Source organism: Streptomyces sp. NPDC031049, assembly GCF_055571015.1.
Genome location: NZ_JBVIGC010000020.1, coordinates 119,357 through 133,537, shown reverse-complemented (window position 1 = coordinate 133,537; position 14,181 = coordinate 119,357). Strand labels below are relative to the sequence as shown.

Sequence of the window (14,181 nt, the reverse complement as noted above, 5' to 3'; positions counted from 1 at the left end):
TCCTCACGCGTAGGGGCTGTCGGCGCCCGCGGCGGCGGGGCGCGGGGCGCGGGCCGGGCAGCAGCCGACCGGGCAGAGGTGGTGGCTCGGGCCGAGGGCGCCGAGGGCGCAGGGGGTGACCTCCTGACCGCGCTCGTGGGCGGCGCGCTCCAGGACCAGGTCCCGGATCGCGGCGGCGAAGCGCGGGTCGGCGCCGACGGTGGCCGAGCGGCGGACCGGCAGCCCCAGCTCCTCCGCCTTGGCCTTGGCCTCGGTGTCGAGGTCGTAGAGGACCTCCATGTGGTCGGAGACGAAGCCGATGGGGGCCATGACGACGGCCGGGGCCCCGGCGGCCTGCCGCTCCTCGAGGTGGTCGCAGATGTCGGGCTCCAGCCACGGGATGTGCGGGGCGCCGGAGCGGGACTGGTAGACGAGCTGCCAGGGGTGGTCGACGCCGGTGCGCTCGCGGACGGCGTCGGCGATCAGCCGGGCCACGTCCAGGTGCTGTCGGACGTACGCCCCGCCGTCTCCGTGTTCCTCGGCCGGGCCGGAGGTGTCGGCGGCGGAGGTCGGGATGGAGTGGGTGGTGAACGCGATGTGGGCGCCGTCGCGGACCTCTTCGGGGAGGTCGGCCAGGGACTCCACCAGGCCGTCCACCATGGGCTCGACGAAGCCCGGGTGGTTGAAGTAGTGCCGCAGCTTGTCGGTCTTCGGCAGCTCCAGGCCCTCGGTCTCGAGCGTGGCCAGGGCGTCGGCGAGGTTCTCGCGGTACTGGCGGCAGCCCGAGTAGGAGGCGTAGGCGCTGGTGGCGAGGACGAGGATGCGGCGCCGGCCGTCGCGGACCATGTCGCGCAGGGTGTCGGTCAGATAGGGCGCCCAGTTGCGGTTGCCCCAGTAGACGGGCAGGTCCAGGCCGTGCTCGGCGAAGTCCTTGCGCAGAGCGTCCAGCAGGGCACGGTTCTGGTCGTTGATCGGGCTGACCCCGCCGAAGAGGAAGTAGTGCTGCCCGACTTCCTTGAGGCGTTCGGTGGGGATGCCTCGCCCGCGCGTCACGTTCTCCAGGAAGGGGACCACGTCGTCCGGGCCCTCCGGGCCGCCGAACGAGAGCAGGAGCAGGGCGTCATAGGGGCTGGCATCGAGCACGTCTGGCATGTCTCGATCCTGCCACCCGGCACTGACAGCCGGGAAACGGCGGGGGCCGCCCGGGGGTGCGGGGCACCTCGCAAAGGGGGTGCGTAAGGGTGACCTAACCGGTAACCTGTATCAGCTGCGTTCGCACCTTACTGAGCCGTAACCAGCCTTCTTCGCCGAGCCTTCCGCGGCTCGCTGAGCGCTCCCCGGAGACCCCGTTGCCAAGCCCTTACCGCGCCCTGTTCGCCGCCCCCGGCTCCAAGGGCTTCTCCGCCGCGGGCTTCCTCGGCCGGCTGCCCCTGTCGATGATGGGCATCGGCGTGGTGACCATGATCTCGCAGCTCACCGGCCGCTACGGGCTGGCCGGCGCGCTGTCCGCCACCATCGCGCTGTCCGCCGCGGTGGCCGGTCCCCAGGTGTCCCGCCTGGTCGACCGGCACGGGCAGCGGCGGGTGCTGCGCCCGGCGACGCTGGTCTCGCTCATCGCCGCGGCGGCGCTGCTGTTCGCCGCGCACTACGGGTGGCCGGACTGGGTGCTGTTCGTGTGCTGCGTGGGCATCGGGTGCGTGCCCAGCGTCGGCGCGATGGTCCGGGCCCGCTGGGCCGCGCTCTACCGGGGCACGCCGCAGCTGCACACCGCGTACTCCTTCGAGTCGGTGGTGGACGAGGTCTGCTTCATCTTCGGGCCGATCGCCTCCATCGGTCTGTCCACGGCGTGGTTCCCGGAGGCGGGGCCGCTGCTGGCGGGCTGCTTCCTGGCGACCGGCGTCTTCTGGCTGACCGCCCAGCGCGCCACGGAGCCCGAGCCGCACCCGCGCGAGCGGCACGGCGGCGGCAGCGCGCTGCGCTCCGGCGGCCTCCAGGTCCTGGTGGGCACGTTCGTGGCGACCGGGGCGATCTTCGGTGCGGTCGACGTGGTCACCGTGGCCTTCGCCGAGGAGGAGGGGCACAAGGCCGCCGCCAGTGTCGTGCTGGCCCTGTACGCGGCGGGGTCCTGTGTGGCCGGCATGGCCTTCGGTCTGATGCGGTTCGCGGGAGCGCCCGAGCGCCGCTGGCTGCTGGGTGTGTGTGCGATGGCCGTGAGTATGATCCCCCTCCTACTGGTCGGAAACTTGCCGCTTCTGGCCGTGGCGCTCTTCGTCGCGGGTCTGTCCATCGCGCCGACGATGATCACGACGATGTCCCTCATCGAAGAGCACGTACCACGCGCGCAGCTGACCGAGGGCATGACCTGGGTGAGCACCGGGCTCGCGGTCGGGGTCGCGCTCGGCTCCGCCGTGAGCGGCTGGGTGATCGACGCCGCCGGGGCGCGCGCCGGGTACGGGGTTCCGGCGGTCGCCGGCGCCGTCGCGGTCGCGGTCGGTTTCCTCGGGTACCGCCGGCTCACGCGGCCGGCTTCGCGTCGGGGAGGGACCGTTGAGCAGCACACGCACGGCGAGCGGCAGGAACGGCACATGGCGTAACTGGGGCGGCACCGTCGCCGCCCGCCCCGCGCGGGAGGTGACCCCCGCCTCGGTCGAGGAACTGGCCGACGCCGTGCGCGAGGCGGCCGAGGACGGACTGCCGGTCAAGGCCGTCGGCTCCGGGCACTCCTTCACGTCCATAGCGGCGACGGACGGGGTGTTGATCCGCCCTCAACTGTTGACGGGGATACGCGGGATCGACCGCACGGCCATGACCGTCACGGTCGAGGCCGGCACCCCGCTCAAGAGGCTCAACAGGGCGCTCGCGCGGGAGGGCCTGTCGCTGACCAACATGGGCGACATCATGGAGCAGACGGTCTCCGGGGCGACCGGCACCGGCACCCACGGCACGGGCCGCGACTCGGCCTCGATCGCCGCCCAGATACGCGGCCTGGAGCTGGTCACGGCGGACGGTTCGGTGCTGACCTGCTCCGAGAAGGAGAACCCGGAGGTCTTCGCCGCCGCGCGGATCGGCCTCGGCGCCCTGGGGATCGTCACGGCGATCACGTTCGCCGTGGAGCCCCTCTTCCTGCTCACGGCCCGCGAGGAGCCGATGCCGTTCGACCGGGTCCTGGCCGGCTTCGACGAGCTGTGGGCCGAGAACGAGCACTTCGAGTTCTACTGGTTCCCGCACACCGGGAACACCAACACCAAGCGCAACAACCGCAGCGCGGGCCCGGAGCAGCCGGTGGGCGCGCTCCAGGGGTGGTACGAGGACGAGTTCCTCTCCAACGGCGTCTTCCACGCGGCCAATCTGGTCGGCCGTGCGGCGCCCGCCGCCATCCCGGCGATCGCGCGAGTCTCCAGCCGGGCGCTGTCGGCGCGCACCTACACCGACATCCCGTACAAGGTCTTCACATCGCCGCGCCGGGTGCGGTTCGTGGAGATGGAGTACGCGGTTCCGCGCGCCGCCGCCGTCCAGGTGCTGCGCGAGCTGAAGGCCATGGTGGACCGCTCCCGGCTCCGGATCAGCTTCCCCGTCGAGGTGCGCACCGCCCCGGCCGACGACATCACGCTGTCCACCGCCTCGGGCCGCGACACCGCCTACGTCGCCGTCCACATGTTCCGCGGGACGCCCTACCAGGCGTACTTCACCGCGGCCGAGCGCATCTTCACGGCGCACGAGGGCCGTCCGCACTGGGGGAAGATCCACACGCGGGACGCCGGGTACCTCTCCCGGGTGTATCCGCGGTTCGGTGAGTTCACGGCGCTGCGGGACCGTCTCGACCCGGAGCGGCGGTTTCGGAACGACTATCTGCGGAGGGTCCTGGGGGCGTAGCCGACGGCTCGGGGGCCGGGTCGGTGGCGTCGCCGGTCTGCCGGTCGCCGGTCGCGGTCGGGGTGGGCTCCGGTTCCGGCGTCGTACCACTGCTCTGGGTGCCGCCGGCGCCGGGCGGCGTGCCGGCGCCGGACCCGTCGGGCGTACCGGAGGGCGTGCCGGACGGCGTCCGGCCGCCGGTGCCGGGGTCGGAGGGACCGCTCGAGGGGCCGGAGTCGTCCGGTTCGTCCTTCTCCTGGGAACTGCCGGAGTCCGGGCCGGACTTGCCGCCGCCGGCCAGGGCGGCGCCGACCGTCGTGCTGCCGCCGCCGCTGAGGCTGTGACCCGAGGCGAGTTCGTACGCCGTGATGCCGGCCATGGTGACGCCGAAGACCACGGCCGCCGCGACCAGCGGACGCCTCCAGCCGCGGACCCTGGCCCGGTAGACGGTGCCCTCGGTGAACGCGCCGGGGGCCGGGGGCCGCTGCGCGCGCGGCCGGGGACCGGCCGCCACCGCCACCGTGCCGCGGGCCCGCTCGCCGGACCGCCTGACCTTCAACTGCTCACCGGTGCGCTGGAAGAAGTGCTGGAAGAGGGTGCCTCCGCAGGTCGCGACGACACTGATCAGGCCGGCGCCGAGGATGGTGCCGTACACGCCGAAGGACGAGGCGAGCTTCGCGGCCACCACCGCCGCGAGGGCGCTGCCGGCCACCTGGGGCACGCTCAGGTCGAGCCGCCGGGTCCCGGTCTCCCCCTCCTCCTGCCCCTCCCGGTCCTGGACATCACCGCCGTCGCCGCCGACTTCGGGCCTTTCACGCATCACCGGATCTTGCCTGTCTTTCCCGTACGCGATTGATCAACTGCACGAGAAAGGGACGTACGGGCGAATCCGTTAGTTCCGTTTCTGGTGATTGCGTGAAGTACGCCACGTCCAAGATCGCGCGGATCCGGCCAGGGGCGGCCGAGAGGCCCCTCTTGCCGGAAGTCGGACGGCGTGCCAATCCACGCACGTGGCCCGAATGGAGTACTGTTGCGAGCCCTGGGTCCGGTCTCCCGTCAGGGGGTACGGGACCGTCAAGGTCCGCCGGGAAGGGGCTAGTTGCACAGGGTGACGGAGTTGGTCACTTAGCGTTGCGAATAGGTAACCGTGCCATAACGGCGATCCAGGGCCCGCGCCCGACACGCCGGGCAACTCGGCAAGGTTGTGGCAGGCTGCACCCGGGCAGGCCACACTCGACAGAGCGGAAGCAGCGACGCACGTGACGTCGGCAGGCACCACCCGGGAGGTCCCCATGCCCGAACTGCGTGTCGTGGCCGTCTCGAATGACGGCACACGGCTGGTGCTGAAGGCTGCGGACGCAACGGAGTACACGCTTCCGATTGACGAACGCCTGCGCGCCGCCGTGCGCGGTGACCGTCCCCGCCTCGGCCAGATCGAGATCGAGGTGGAGAGCCACCTCCGCCCCCGCGACATCCAGGCGCGTATACGCGCCGGTGCGACCGCGGAGGAGGTCGCCCAGCTGGCCGGTATCCCCGTCGACCGCGTACGCCGGTTCGAGGGCCCGGTGCTGGCCGAGCGGGCGTTCATGGCCGAGCGGGCCCGCAAGACCCCCGTCCGCCGCCCCGGCGAGAACTCCGGGCCGCCCCTCGGCGAGGCCGTCCAGGAGCGGCTGCTGCTGCGCGGCGCCGAGAAGGACACCGTCCAGTGGGACTCCTGGCGCCGGGACGACGGCACCTGGGAGGTGCTGCTGGTCTACCGCGTCGCGGGCGAACCGCACTCGGCGAGCTGGACCTACGACCCGCCCCGGCGGCTGGTCCAGGCCGTGGACGACGAGGCGCGTGCGCTGATCGGGGAGTCCGACGACCTCGCGGCGCCCGAGCCCAGCTTCCCGTTCGTGCCGCGCATCGCCCGGCTGCCGCGCGACCGCCCGCTGGACCGCACCGCGGACCGCGAGCGGCCGAGCCTGCCCGCGCAGGCGTCCGAGCCCGCCGAGGAGAGCACCGGCAGCGGTGAACGGGACTCGCTGACCAGCCTGTTGGAGGCGGTGCCGAGCTTCCGGGGCGATCTGGTCGTCCCCGAGCTCCCGTCGGCCTCCGCCGAACCCCCGGAGGAGCCCGAGGAGGAACCGGCGGCCGAGGAGCCGCCGGCCCCCGCGGCGTCGGCCGGCGCCGGCTCCGCGTACGCCGACGTGCTCATGCCGCGCTCGGTGGGCAGCCACCGCGACCGGCTGATCGGCTCCACCGACCGGCAGGCGGAGGCGGACGGCGTCCGTCCGGGCCGCCGCGCGGCCGTGCCGAGCTGGGACGAGATCGTCTTCGGCACGCGACGCAAGAAGCAGGAGTAACCAACCGCACGCACCCGGGCGAAGGGGGCGCGTCCTCATTGGGGCGCGCCCCCTTCGCCACGACTGCTGCGACTCGACCGCTTCGCGGCGACCGCCGCACCGGGCCCGTTTCGCCGGGTCGGCTGCGACGGGTCCGTCGGGCCGCGACGCGTGCGAAGGGGCCGTTGGGCCAGGGCGCTGCGCAGGGTCCGTTGGGCCTGGGCGCTGCGCAGGGTCCGTTTCGGCGCGATGCTGCCGCGGGTGCGTTCGGCGCGGCCGGCCCAGCAGGGGCCGCTTCGTCACGAGCGCTGCGACCGCGCCGCTTCCTCAGGGCCACTGCGAACGGCCCGGTTCCGCACGCGTGCGCGTGCGGTCCGGCGCGGGCCCGTGGGCCTACTGCGGGTCCGGGCCGACGGCCACCGGGCGCCGTGGGTCCGAGGACCACTCCGACCACGAACCCACGTACAGCGCGGCCGGGATGCCCGCCACCGCCAGGGCCAGCACCTGGTGGGCGGCGGAGACGCCCGAGCCGCAGTACACGCCCACCTCGGCGCCCTCGCCGGCGCCCAGCCCCTTGAAGCGGGCGCGCAGTTCCTCGGCGGACAGGAACCGCCCGTCGGGCCCGACGTTCTCGTTCGTCGGCGCCGACACCGCGCCCGGGATGTGCCCGCCGACCCGGTCGATGGGCTCCACCTCACCCCGGTACCGCTCCCCCGCGCGCGCGTCGAGCAGCACACCGGAACGGGCCAGGGCCGCCGCGCCGTCGGCGTCCAGCACCCCCTGATCACCCGGCGCCGGCCGGAAGTCGCCCGGCTCCGGCGTGGGGACGTCCGTGGACAGGGGGCCGTGCCAGGCCGGCAACCCGCCGTCGAGGACCCGCACGTCCGGGTGACCGGTCCAGCGCAGCAGCCACCAGGCGCGGGCCGCCGCCCAGCCCTGGCCGCCGTCGTAGACGACCACCGGGCGGGCCGGCGAGACGCCCGCGCGGCGCATCGCGGCACCGAACACCTCCAGGTCGGGCAGCGGGTGCCGGCCGTCGGGGCCGGGCGCACCGGCGAGTTCGGCGTCCAGGTCGACGAAGACCGCACCGGGCAGATGCCCGGCCGCGTACTCGGCCCGCCCGTCGAACGGCGGTTCACCGGCGGCGCGGGCCACGCTGAGCTGCCAGCGGACGTCCAGCAGCACCGGCGGGTCGCCGCCCGCCAGGTCGGTCGCGAGGTCTGATGCGGAGATGATGGCGTTCATGGCCACCATCCTGGCGTACCGGGTGGCCGCCGCGCCGATGTCGGGCTACTCTGCCCGCCGGACACTCCCGATCACGACGCGTACGGGATCGGACACATGCTGTACAGCCGATCGACACCCGTCGGCCATGGCGCGGAAAGCGACAACACACCGCACATCAGGCATTCTCCGGACAGCCGGGTCACCGCGGGGCGCGCCGGTGGCACGCGGCACCGGGGGTGGTGCCAGCATCGGCACGGGGGTCCGTCAGAGCGGAAGCGACACGGCGCCGCGAGGGGCCGAGAAGAGAGTGACGATGACCGACGCACCGGGTCCGGCCGACCCCGACGGCGAGGAGAACACCCGGCACGCGCCCGGCTCGCCCTGCTGGGTGAGTCTGATGGTGCACGGGCCGGCCGCGACCCAGGAGTTCTACCGGGCGCTGTTCGGCTGGGAGTTCCAGCCGGGACCGCAGCAGCTCGGCCCCTATGCGCGGGCACTGCTCGACGGCAAGGAAGTGGCGGGCATCGGCCGGCTGCCCCCGGACCGGCAGCTGCCGATCGCCTGGACCCCGTACTTCGCCTCGGACGACGTCGACCGCACGGCCGACACGGTCCGGCTGTGCGGCGGCACCGTCGGCGTGGGCCCGCTGGACGCGGCCGAGGCCGGGCGGCTGCTGATCGGGGCCGACCCGTCGGGTGCCGTGTTCGGGGCCTGGCAGGCGGCCGAGCACCTCGGTACGGCCGTCACCGGCGTGCCCGGCACACCCGCCTGGAACGAACTGCTGACCTTCGAGTCGGCGACCGTGGCCAAGTTCTACGAGACGGTGTTCGGGCACCGCCAGGAGCCGGTCGTCTCCGCCGACTTCGACTACGTCACCCTGTCCGTCGGCGACCGACCCGTCGCCGGCATCCACGGCGTCGGCTCCGCCCTGCCCCGCGACCGCGGGGCGCACTGGGTGACGTACTTCGAGGTCGCCGACACCGACGAGGCCGTGGAGCGGCTCACCGACCTGGGCGGCCACGTCCTCACGCCGCCCCGCCAGACCCCGCACGGCCGGGAGGCCATGGTGGCCGATCCGGAGGGGGCGCGGTTCGCGCTGGTGCAGAGCGGGCGGTGACCGGCCGGGCCGCCGGGCACGTGCGGGACAGCTGAGGCGCGGGGCGTTTCGCCCGCAGGTCAGCCGGGGGCGACCGGCAGGACGTCCGGGGAGAGGACGCCGGCCCGGGCCGACGCGCTGGTCGTCCGGCGCCGGTGGTGGCGGCGGCACAGCACCTCGTAACCCACCTCCGCGGCGGGGCGGTTCACGTCGCCGACGACGACCTGCTCGCCCTCGACGACCATCTCGCCGCCGACCGTACGGGCGTTGTGGGTGGCGCGGGCTCCGCACCAGCACATCGCCTCGACCTGGAGGGTCTCGATCCGGTCCGCCAGTTCGATCAGCCGCTGGGAGCCGGGGAACAGCTTGGTGCGGAAGTCGGTGGTGATGCCGAACGCGAAGACGTCCAGGTCCAGGTCGTCCACCACCCGGGCCAGCTGGTCGATCTGCTCCGGGGCGAGGAACTGGGCCTCGTCCACGATCAGGTAGTCGACCCTGCCGCCACGGGACATCTGGTCGACGACATAGGCGAACAGGTCCAGCCCGGGGGCCGCCTCGACCGCCTCGGTCACCAGGCCGAGCCGGGAGGACAGCTTCCCCTCCCCCGCGCGGTCGTCACGCGTGAAGATCAGGCCCTGAAGGCCGCGTGCCGCCCGGTTGTGCTCGATCTGGAGGGCCAGCGTCGACTTCCCGCAGTCCATCGTTCCGGAGAAGAACACCAGCTCGGGCATGGGGGGATGGGCACCTTTCGGCGAAGTAGGGGCACGGCGGGCGTCAGGAGCGTACTTCGAGCAGCGGGACCAGCTGCTCGGCAGGGGTCATCGAGCCGTGGTTGCCGACCATCGCCGACTCCTTCGGCTCCCGCTCGGAGGCGATGAGCAGCACGTCGTCGCGGGCGGCGGCGACCACGTCGCCGATGCGCTCGTACACGCGGGCGTCCACCTCGGGGCCGAACCAGCCGGCCGCGACCGCCTCGTCCCGCGAGGCCACCCAGAACTGCTCGCCGAGCACCTCGCGCCAGCAGGTCAGGACGTCGTTCTGCGCGCCGGGGATGGCGTAGACGTGGCGGGCGCGGCCCTCGCCGCCGAGCAGGGCGACACCGGCGCGCAGCTCCCAGTCCTCGTCGAAGTCGATGCGGTGCTCCTCGTCGAAGGGCACGTCGACCATGCCGTGGTCGGCGGTGACGTAGAGGGCGCTGCGCGGGGGCAGTTGCTCGGCCAGGCGCTGCACCAGCCGGTCGACGTGGCCGAGCTGGCCGCGCCAGGTGTCGGAGTCGACGCCGAAGCGGTGGCCGGCGCCGTCGACCTCGGCGTAGTACGTGTAGACCAGGGAGCGGTCGCCGGCGGCCAGTTGCTCGGCGGCGAGGTCCATGCGCTCCTCGCCGGAGAGCCTGCCGAGGAAGGTGCCGCCGCTGAGCGCGACCTTGGTCAGCGGGGTGTTCTCGAAGTGCGGGGAGGATACCTGCACCGCGTGCACCCCGGCCTCGTGGGCCAGTTGGAAGACCGTCGGGCGGGGCTGCCAGGCCCGCGGCTCCGTCCAGGGCTGCCAGCGCAGCTGGTTCATCAGCTCGCCGGTGTCCGGGTTGCGCACGGTGTAGCCGGGCAGGCCGTGGGCGCCCGGCGGCAGGCCGGTGCCGACGGAGGCGAGGGAGGTGGCGGTGGTCGCCGGGTAGCCCGCGGTGATCGGGCGGCCGGTGCCGCCGCGGGAGCTGCCCAGCAGCGAGGTCATGAAGGGGGCGTCCTCCGGGTGCGCCCGCAGCTGCTCCCAGCCGAGCCCGTCGATCAGGAAGACGCAGGCGCGGTCGGCCGGGGTCAGCTCCTCGATGGCGGGGGCCGTGCCGGGGACGCCGAGGCCCGCGGCCAGGGTGGGCAGCAGGTCGGCGAGGGAGCCGCCGCCGTACTCGGGCACGGGTGCGGAGGCGACGGGCAGCGGCTCGGGGTCGGTGTCCCAGGCGGTGGGGACGGGCTCGGAGCGGCCTCGGTCGTGGGCGGCGGGGGGCGACGGGTGGGACATCAGCGGCCGGTGTCCGCGGTCGCCTCGGAGAGGGCCTGGGCGAAGGCGAGCGCCTGGCGCACCGTCTCCGGGCCGTCCCCGGCCTCGCTGACGCGCAGGCTGAGGTCGTCGGCCGTGGAGCTGCCCGTGTAGCCGTGGTCGGCCTCGCAGTTGGGGTCGCCGCAGGCGGCGGGCTCCAGGTCGATGCGGGAGACGGCGCCCCAGCCGATGGTCAGCACGATCTCGCGGGGCAGGGTGCCCGGCTTGTACTGCTCCGGGTTGGCGACCACCCGGCTGACGACGATCGACGAGATCCGGCCGAGCTTGACCGACTCCGTGGACGTCGTGGCGTACGGCGTCGGGGAGGTGTCGTCGGCGGCCTGCTCGTCGGTGTGGCTGACGATGAAGCGGTTGTCCGTGAGCACCAGCACGGTCACGTGCCGGCGGACCTCGTTCTGGTCGAAGGTGGTCTCCTGGTGGACCAGGTACGACCGGACGGGCTCGCCGCCCACGGCGGCCTCCACCGCCTCGGCCACGAGGGCCGGGTAGTAGCCGCTGCGCTCGATCGCCGCACGCAGCCCCTGGGTCGTCGTACTGGTCTTGGCCATGCGCTCCATCCTACGGGGGCCCACTGACTGCGAGGCACCGCTCGTCGGGTCTCCGTACGGCTGTGCGAGAGCCGGACGCCGGGGGCGTGCGGCCCGTGGCTCCCGGGCGGTGCCGCCGGGGCGCCCGGGAGCGCGTGCCGTCAGTACGCCGGGAGCGTGCGCGGGCCGAGGTCGTCGCGGGCCGGGGGCGGGGCGAGGCGGACGGAGGCGCCGAGGACGCTGAGGCCCTGCGGGGCGACGACGACCGGTTCGAGGGTGACCGCGACGACCTCGGGGTGGTCGTCGACCAGGCGGGAGACCCGCAGCAGCAGCTCCTCCAGGGCGGGGGTGTCCGCGGGGGCCGAGCCGCGCCAGCCGAACAGGAGCGGGGCGGTGCGGACGGAGCGGACCAGGGAGGCGGCCTCGCGGTCGGTGACCGGGACGAGGCGGTGGGCCATGTCGCCGAGGAGCTGGGTCGCGGCACCGGCGAGCCCGAAGGACAGCACGGCCCCGGCCGCCGGGTCGATGACGGCCCGCACGACCGTGTCCACCCCGCGCGGTGCCATGGCCTGCACGACCGGGCGCAGCTCCTCCGGGGTCCCGAACAGCCCGGTCAGCTCCTCGTAGGCGCGCCGCAGCTGATCCTCGTCCGCCAGGTCCAGGCGTACGCCGCCCAGGTCGGCGCGGTGGCGCAGGTGCGGGGCGGTGGCCTTGAGGGCGACCGGGTAGCCGACGCCGCGCGCGGCGGCGACCGCGTCGTCGGCGGTGGGGGCGGGCAGGGCCCGGTGGACGCGGATGCCGTACCGGCCCAGGAGCTCGCAGGTCTCGTCCGTGCCGAGGGTGAGGCCCTGGCCGCGGGCGAGGAGGCCGCCGATCAGCGCGGCGGCTCCCTTCTCGTCGATGTCCTCGTACTCGGGGACCTTGCCGGGGTCGGCGGCCTCGCGACGCCACTGGGCGTAGCGGACGGCCTGGGAGAGGGCGCGGACGGCGCGCTCGGCGGCGGGGTAGGCGGGGATGAGGTGGTCGCCCTCGGGGGCCTGGACGGCGGGCGGGCGCTGCTCGGGCGGGGCCGGCGGGGCGCCGGGGGCGGCCTGGGGCGCGGTGCTGGCCGCGGCGGACAGGGCCTCGGCGAGGCCGCCCAGCTCCACGTGGACCACGAGGACCGGCTTGGCGGGCGCGGCGGCCACCGCCGAGCGCAGCGCCTCGGCCAGGGCGGCGTCGCCGGAGGTGCCCTCCCCCACGGTCGGGATGGCGGTGACGACGACGGCGTCGCAGGTGTCGTCGGCCAGGGCGCGGGTCAGGGCCGCGTGGAAGTCGTCCGGGGCGGCGGCCGTGGTCAGGTCCAGCGGGGGGTGCGGGCGCAGCCCCTCGGCGAGGCACGCGTCGTAGGTGAGCAGGCCGAGGGACTCGGAGTTGCCGAGGATCGCCACGCGCGGGCCGGCGGGCAGCGGCTGCCGGGCGAGCAGCAGCCCCGCGTCGACCAGGTCGGTGATGGTGTCGACGCGGATCACGCCGGCCTGCCGCAGCAGTGCGGAGACGGTTTCGTGGGGCAGCCGGGTGGCGCGCACGGCGTGGCCCTGCGGGGCGGCCCCGCGGTGGCGGGCGCCCTGCACCACGACCAGCGGCTTGGCCGCGGCCGTGCGGCGTGCCAGGCGGGCGAACTTGCGCGGGTTGCCGATGGACTCCAGGTACATCAGGGCGACGTCGGTGTCCGGGTCGTCGTACCAGTACTGGAGGACGTCGTTGCCGGAGACGTCGGCGCGGTTGCCGGAGGAGACGAAGGTCGACACTCCCGTGACACCCGTCACCCCGCCGCCGCGCCGGTGCAGCCGGGAGAGCAGGGCGATGCCGATGGCCCCGGACTGGGCGAACAAGCCGATGCGGCCGGGGCGGGGCATCTCGGGGGCGAGGGAGGCGTTGAGCCGGACCCCGGGCGAGGTGTTGACGATCCCGAAGGCGTTGGGCCCGATGATCCGCATGCCGTACGTGCGCGCGTGCCGCACCAGGGCGCGCTGGCGCTCGAGTCCCTCGGGGCCGCTCTCCGCGTACCCGGCGGAGATCACGACCAGGCCCTGCACGCCGTGCTCGCCGCATGCGGTGACGATCTCGGGGACGCGCTCGGCGGGGACGGCGACGACGGCGAGGTCGACGGGGCCGTCGATGTCCCGCACGCAGCGGTGGGCGGGCACGCCGTCGAGGTCCTTCAGGTCCTCGGGGAAGGCCCGGTTGACCGCGTGGAGGCGGCCGGTGAAGCCGGCGTCGCGGATGTTGCCGAGGATGCTGCGGCCCACGCCGCCGGGGGTGCGACCGGTGCCGATGACGGCGACGGAGCCGGGGGCCAGGAGGCGCTGCACGGAGCGGGCCTCGGCGCGCTGCTCGCGCGCGTACTGCACGGCGAGGGAGCGGTCGGTGGGTTCCAGGTCGAGCTCCAGGCGGACCACGCCGTCCTCGAAGCTGCGCTTCTGGGTGTACCCGGCGTCCGTGAACACCTTGATCATCTTGGTGTTGGCGGGCAGCACCTCGGCGGCGAAGCGGCGGATGCCGCGCTCGCGGGCGACGGCGGCGATGTGCTCCAGCAGCGCGGAGGCGACGCCGCGGCCCTGGTGGGCGTCCTGGACGAGGAAGGCGACCTCGGCCTCGTCGGCGGGTCCCGAGGCGGGTGTTCCGTCGGGGCCGATCCGGTCGTAGCGTACGGTGGCGATGAACTCGCCGCCCACCGTGGCCGCGAGTCCCACCCTGTCCACGAAGTCGTGGTGCGTGAAGCGGTGGACGTCCTTGGCGGACAGGCGGGGGTACGGCGCGAAGAAGCGGTAGTACTTCGACTCGTCGGAAACCTGCTCGTAGAAGCTGACCAGGCGCTCGGCGTCATCGACGGTGATGGGGCGGACGCGCGCGGTGCCGCCGTCGCGCAGCACCACGTCGGCTTCCCAGTGGGCGGGGTACTCGTGCCGGTCCGGCGAGGTCTGCATGGGCCCCAGAGTACGGCTCGCGCCCGACAGCGGCGCGGGGCAGTCTGTGGGGTGACGACCGGCGGGACCGGGCGTCGAGAGGACAAGGACGTCATGTGCGATGACGAGGTCGGGCCGAGGCCGCGGTCCGACCGTCGTCCCGGAGCGGTGCGCGC

Annotated in this window: 11 protein-coding genes; 4 read left to right on the top strand and 7 right to left on the bottom strand. The window is 74.3% G+C overall.

All coding sequences use genetic code 11. The features are described 5' to 3' along the window. Positions 1-3: 3 nt before the first annotated feature. Positions 4-1,131 (bottom strand): ferrochelatase, encoded by a 1,128-nt coding sequence (locus ACZ45Q_RS28570; RefSeq protein ID WP_468266506.1) that lies wholly within the window; start codon positions 1,129-1,131, stop codon positions 4-6. A 197-nt stretch (positions 1,132-1,328) separates the two neighbouring features. On the opposite strand from ACZ45Q_RS28570, the gene ACZ45Q_RS28565 reads away from it, so the two are divergent. Both ACZ45Q_RS28565 and ACZ45Q_RS28560 read left to right on the top strand, forming a co-directional pair. Further along, positions 1,329-2,573, top strand: coding sequence for an MFS transporter (locus ACZ45Q_RS28565; RefSeq protein ID WP_468266504.1), 1,245 nt, complete (start codon positions 1,329-1,331; stop codon positions 2,571-2,573). Next, entirely contained in the window at positions 2,527-3,852 is a 1,326-nt protein-coding gene (locus tag ACZ45Q_RS28560; RefSeq protein WP_468266502.1) for a D-arabinono-1,4-lactone oxidase, read from the top strand. Before ACZ45Q_RS28565 ends, ACZ45Q_RS28560 begins: the two co-directional genes overlap by 47 nt. Here ACZ45Q_RS28560 and ACZ45Q_RS28555 read toward each other — a convergent pair. Beyond that, on the bottom strand, positions 3,776-4,651 hold the full coding sequence (locus tag ACZ45Q_RS28555) for a hypothetical protein (RefSeq protein ID WP_468266500.1): 876 nt from the start codon (positions 4,649-4,651) through the stop codon (positions 3,776-3,778). The two genes, ACZ45Q_RS28560 and ACZ45Q_RS28555, sit on opposite strands and share 77 nt — an antisense overlap. 472 nt (positions 4,652-5,123) lie before the next feature. Between ACZ45Q_RS28555 and sepH the strand changes: the two genes are divergently transcribed. Next, positions 5,124-6,176, top strand: coding sequence for a septation protein SepH (gene sepH / locus ACZ45Q_RS28550; RefSeq protein WP_468266498.1), 1,053 nt, complete (start codon positions 5,124-5,126; stop codon positions 6,174-6,176). 372 nt (positions 6,177-6,548) lie between these two features. Here the strand turns inward: sepH and ACZ45Q_RS28545 are convergent, their stop codons facing one another. After that, positions 6,549-7,400, bottom strand: coding sequence for a sulfurtransferase (locus ACZ45Q_RS28545; RefSeq protein ID WP_468266496.1), 852 nt, complete (start codon positions 7,398-7,400; stop codon positions 6,549-6,551). Between the two features lie 295 nt (positions 7,401-7,695). On the opposite strand from ACZ45Q_RS28545, the gene ACZ45Q_RS28540 reads away from it, so the two are divergent. Then, the gene (locus ACZ45Q_RS28540; RefSeq protein ID WP_468266494.1) at positions 7,696-8,499 is read left to right on the top strand and encodes a VOC family protein; all 804 of its coding nucleotides are present in this window, start codon (positions 7,696-7,698) and stop codon (positions 8,497-8,499) included. Between the two features lie 59 nt (positions 8,500-8,558). Here ACZ45Q_RS28540 and ACZ45Q_RS28535 read toward each other — a convergent pair whose 3' ends face one another. From ACZ45Q_RS28535 to ACZ45Q_RS28520, 4 genes are all read right to left on the bottom strand, one after another. Beyond that, entirely contained in the window at positions 8,559-9,209 is a 651-nt protein-coding gene (locus ACZ45Q_RS28535) for a thymidine kinase (RefSeq protein ID WP_468266492.1), read from the bottom strand. A gap of 43 nt (positions 9,210-9,252) precedes the next feature. Further along, positions 9,253-10,491 carry an alkaline phosphatase family protein gene (locus ACZ45Q_RS28530; RefSeq protein WP_468266490.1) on the bottom strand — a complete coding sequence of 413 codons (1,239 nt, stop codon included), beginning with the start codon at positions 10,489-10,491 and terminating at the stop codon, positions 9,253-9,255. Further along, positions 10,491-11,078 carry a DUF5998 family protein gene (locus ACZ45Q_RS28525; RefSeq protein ID WP_468266488.1) on the bottom strand — a complete coding sequence of 196 codons (588 nt, stop codon included), beginning with the start codon at positions 11,076-11,078 and terminating at the stop codon, positions 10,491-10,493. Before ACZ45Q_RS28525 ends, ACZ45Q_RS28530 begins: the two co-directional genes overlap by 1 nt. A gap of 140 nt (positions 11,079-11,218) precedes the next feature. Next, positions 11,219-14,026, bottom strand: a complete 2,808-nt coding sequence (locus ACZ45Q_RS28520) for a bifunctional acetate--CoA ligase family protein/GNAT family N-acetyltransferase (RefSeq protein WP_468266486.1) — start codon at positions 14,024-14,026, stop codon at positions 11,219-11,221. Positions 14,027-14,181 lie beyond the last annotated feature (155 nt).